Origin of the sequence: Micromonospora sp. NPDC049799 (assembly GCF_040656655.1) — a bacterium.
Taxonomy (GTDB): Bacteria; Actinomycetota; Actinomycetes; order Mycobacteriales; family Micromonosporaceae; genus Micromonospora.
This window is the reverse complement of sequence record NZ_JBFAMU010000495.1, coordinates 1-3,650: the sequence shown is the minus strand read 5'-3', so window position 1 is coordinate 3,650 and position 3,650 is coordinate 1. Positions and strand designations below refer to the sequence as shown.

Genomic DNA, 3,650 nt, shown 5'->3' with positions numbered 1-3,650 from the left:
GACGCCCTCCCCCCGACCGGGCCCGCGACGGGGGCGGCCGCGTCGCCGAGCGTGTCCACCGACGCTCCACCGCCGGGTACGCCGGAACCGGCGGCGACCTCGGTCCAGCCCCCCGTGCCGCCTTCGGCACCCTCCACCGGGGACACCCTGGTGGCGGCGGCGTACCGTCTCGACGCGCTGATCGGCGCCGGCCTGAACGACGGCGGCATCCGCTCCGACGTGGGCCTGGACCTGCGCAACGAGCTGCGGAACCTGACCGAGGCGGCCCGCGCCGCGCGTGGTGACGTGGCGCAACGGGTGGCCCGGCTGCGCGAGAAGGTGGCGGTCCGCCTGGGCGAGGGCGCGATCAGCGAGGCGTACGCCCGCCGCCTGGACGACGCCGTCGCGGACCTGGGTGAGGCCCGGCTCTGACCCGGCGCCCGATCAGCGGAGGGCCACGCGGACCGGCTCGCGTGCGCGGGCGGGGTGGGCGGCGCCGGCGGTGAACCGCCGGTACACGGCCTCGTAGCCGGCCGCGGTCCGCTCGGTGGAGAAGTTCTCCGCGACGTGCGCGACGCAGGCCGCCGGGTCGAGGCGGCCGGCCGCGCGCAGCGCCGACGGCAGTTCGTCGGGTGTGGAGCAGATGAGGCCGGTCACGCCGGGACGGACCAGTTCCGGGACCGCCCCCCGGCCGAGCGCGACGACCGGAGTACCGGTCGCCATCGCCTCCAGCATCACCATGCCGAACGGCTCCTCCCACTGGATCGGCATGATCAGGCAGCGGGCCTCGACCAGCAGGCGCAGGGCGGCCTCCCGGTCGGCGTCGAGCACGACGGTGACGTCCTCGTCGAGCATCGGCCGGATCACCTGCTCGTAGTAGCGCCGCTCGGCCGGCTCGTTGCACTTCCCGGCGAGCACCATCGGCAGGCCGGCGGCCCGACAGGCGCGGATGGCGATGTCCGGGCCCTTGTCCGGGCTGAAGCGGGCCAGCCACAGCACGGGCCCCCCGCTCGGGCGGTTCTTGTGCGGGATGCCCGCGGTGTCCATCGCGTTGTGGACGGTGCCGACCCAGGGCAGCCGCGGGTTCAGCCGGCGCTGGGCGTGCGAGATCGCGACCAGCCCGACCCCGCGGTCGGTGTCGCTGAGCACGGCGCCGTACTCGCCCACCGGGTTGCCGTGCACCGTCGCCACCGTCGGCACCGCCCGGCGGCCGGCCACCAGCGGCCCGGCCGTGGTGTGGTCGTGGACCACGTCGAAGTCGGCCGGGTCGATCAGGTGGTTGACCCGGGCCACGTGGGCCAGCTCGGGCAGTACCTCGCCGAGTCGGCCGTACTGCAGGTCGGGCACGGTCGACACGAAGTCGCCGGCGGTGCCGTGGTCCTGCCCGGCACCGAAGAGGGTGACCGCGTGGCCCCGCGCGACCAGGGCGTCCACCAGGCCGGCCACCACGGTCTCCAGCCCGCCGTAGCCGGGCGGGGGCACGGACAGCCAGGGTGGGACCACCATCGCGATCCGCAACGGCCGTTCCGCCGAGCGGTCGTCCGGGAGGTGCACGGCCACAGGGTCCTTCCCTTCGTCCACGGTCGTCGGCAGCGGGTTCCCGGTGGCGGCTGCGCTACACGCGACCGGACCGGGGCTCAGCCGCCCACGAGAAGCTCGTCCCGGACCGCCCGCACCCCCTCGCCGGACCAGGCGACGCGTTCCGCCTGGTCGCGTTCCCACCAGGAGCGCACGACGCCGCGCAGGACGACCGTGTCGCCGTCCACCTCGACGGTCACCCGCTCGGTGCCGATCCCGCGCAGGAGCGCGCGTTGCACGTCCCGGCGGGTCTGCTCGCCGTCCACCGGGGCGGCGGGTCGGACCTCCACCAGGTTCGTCACCCCGCGTACGCCGCCCAGCCGGCGCAGTTCGTTCTCGGCGGTCCGGCGCTGCCAGCCGAACTCGACCTCCCCCCGGAGCACGACCCATCCGTTGGCGACCGTGACGTCCAACCGCTCGGCGGGCACGAAGCTGTCCCAGTCCAGGGCCCGGCTGGCCGCGATCGCGATGTCCGAGTCGGTGCGCCCGGAGTCGCCGGGCAGGCGTACCTCGATGTCGTCGGCAACCGCCCGCACGCCGCGTACGCGCTGGGCGCACCCCACGGCCGCCCACCTGCGGGCGTACCCGTCGACCCAGCCGGTGAGCGTCACCACGCCGTGGACGACGGACACCCCGATCTCGTCCGGCCGTACCCGGGGGTCCCAGGCCAGCTCGTCCAGCACGTCCCGCTGGATCCGCGTGTCGGTCTCCACGGCGATGGTCATCGCACCCCTCCCGTCGGTTGCTGTGCCGAGGGTGCCGCCGGTACGGGTGACGGCGGTTCACCCGAAGAGGGTGAACCGCCGTCGTGGGGAGATGAGCGGCGGATGGTGGGGCCAACCCCCTTGGCTCCACCACCCGCCGCCGGAGGGAGGAGGAAAGTACGGGTACCGGTTAGGACGCTTCAGCGAGCGTCACGGTTGCCGTGGATTCGTTCCCGTTCCGCTTGTAGGTCACCTCGACCCGGTCACCCACCTCACCGGCCTGCACGGCGCCGACGAGGTCGTCCGAGTCGTTGACGACCTTGTCGCCGAACCGGATGATCACGTCGCCGCGCTGGAGGCCCGCCTTCTCGGCGGCACTGCCCGGTGCGACCGCGGCGACCAGCGCACCGCCGCCCTCGGCCGCGTTGACGCTGACGCCGAGCGACGGGTGACTGACCTTCTCGCCGCGCTGCAACTTGCCGGACACGTCCTTGGCCTTGTTGCTCGGGATGGCGAAGCCGACGCCGATGTTGCCGCTGCTGCCCTGCCCGGCGGTGGCGATCGCGGTGTTGATGCCGATGACCTCGCCCCGGGTGTTGACCAGTGCGCCGCCGGAGTTGCCGGGGTTGATCGGCGCGTCGGTCTGGAGCAGCCCGGCGATCGAGGTGGCACCCTGTCGCGGGTCCTGCTGCTGGCCGCTGCCGGCCTGGATGGTGCGGTCCCGGGCGCTGAGGATGCCCGCGGTGACCGACCCCTGCAGGCCGAGCGGGCTGCCCAGAGCGAGCACCTGGTCGCCGACCTGCATGGCGTCGCTGTCGCCGAACGTGGCGGGCTTGAGGTCGCCCACGCCGGACGCCTTCACGACGGCGAGATCGGTCTTCGGGTCGGTGCCGACGATCCGCGCCTCGGCGGTCTTGCCGTCGGCGAAGATAACCCGGACGCTGTCGCCGCCGGCCGATGCGATGACGTGGTTGTTCGTGAGCACGTAGCCGTCGGCGCTCAGGATCACGCCGGAGCCCTCACCGTTGTCGGTGGCGATCGAGACCACGCTGGGCTGCACCGACGCGGCGATGCCCGGCAGGTCCTCGCTGTTGATGACCGGCGCGGCGGAGTAGGTGCGGGTGATGCCCGAGTCACCGTCCACGGCGAGCGCGAGCGCACCGCCGGCGACGCCCGAGCCGAACATCAGGGCGAGCACGGCGACACCGGCGCCGGCGAACTTGGCGATCCGGCCCGGCCGCGGGTCGTGCGGGCGCGCCTGGTGGGCCCACGGGGGCAACGACTGGCCGGGGTGGTGCTGGCCCGGGTGCTGCGGCTGGCCGTACCCCGGCTGGCCCCCGCCGCTCCAGCCGGGCTGCGGGCCCGGGTACCAGGGGCCGGCCGGCCACC

The 3,650-nt window shown here is 74.5% G+C and carries 4 protein-coding genes; 1 reads left to right on the top strand and 3 read right to left on the bottom strand.

Annotated elements, in window-relative coordinates; genetic code table 11:
• Nucleotides 1-150 precede the first annotated feature (150 nt).
• Entirely contained in the window at nucleotides 151-411 is a 261-nt protein-coding gene (locus AB0I76_RS25145; RefSeq protein ID WP_357040137.1) for a hypothetical protein, read from the top strand.
• A gap of 12 nt (nucleotides 412-423) precedes the next feature.
• Here AB0I76_RS25145 and AB0I76_RS25140 read toward each other — a convergent pair whose 3' ends face one another.
• From AB0I76_RS25140 to AB0I76_RS25130, 3 genes are all read right to left on the bottom strand, one after another.
• A complete protein-coding gene (locus AB0I76_RS25140) occupies nucleotides 424-1,485 on the bottom strand; it encodes a glycosyltransferase family 4 protein (protein WP_357040140.1) in 1,062 nt (353 codons plus the stop codon).
• Nucleotides 1,486-1,616: 131 nt separating this feature from the next.
• Entirely contained in the window at nucleotides 1,617-2,282 is a 666-nt protein-coding gene (locus tag AB0I76_RS25135) for a BON domain-containing protein (protein WP_357040134.1), read from the bottom strand.
• 169 nt (nucleotides 2,283-2,451) lie between these two features.
• Nucleotides 2,452-3,650: trypsin-like peptidase domain-containing protein (locus AB0I76_RS25130; protein ID WP_357040131.1), on the bottom strand; the 1,199-nt coding region annotated here is incomplete at its 5' end.

Coding starts and splice junctions, on each gene's coding strand:
- AB0I76_RS25140 (WP_357040140.1), bottom strand. CDS start 1,485: ATGGTGGTCCCACCCTGGCTGTCCGTGCCCCCGCCCGGCTACGGCGGG.
- AB0I76_RS25135 (WP_357040134.1), bottom strand. CDS start 2,282: ATGACCATCGCCGTGGAGACCGACACGCGGATCCAGCGGGACGTGCTG.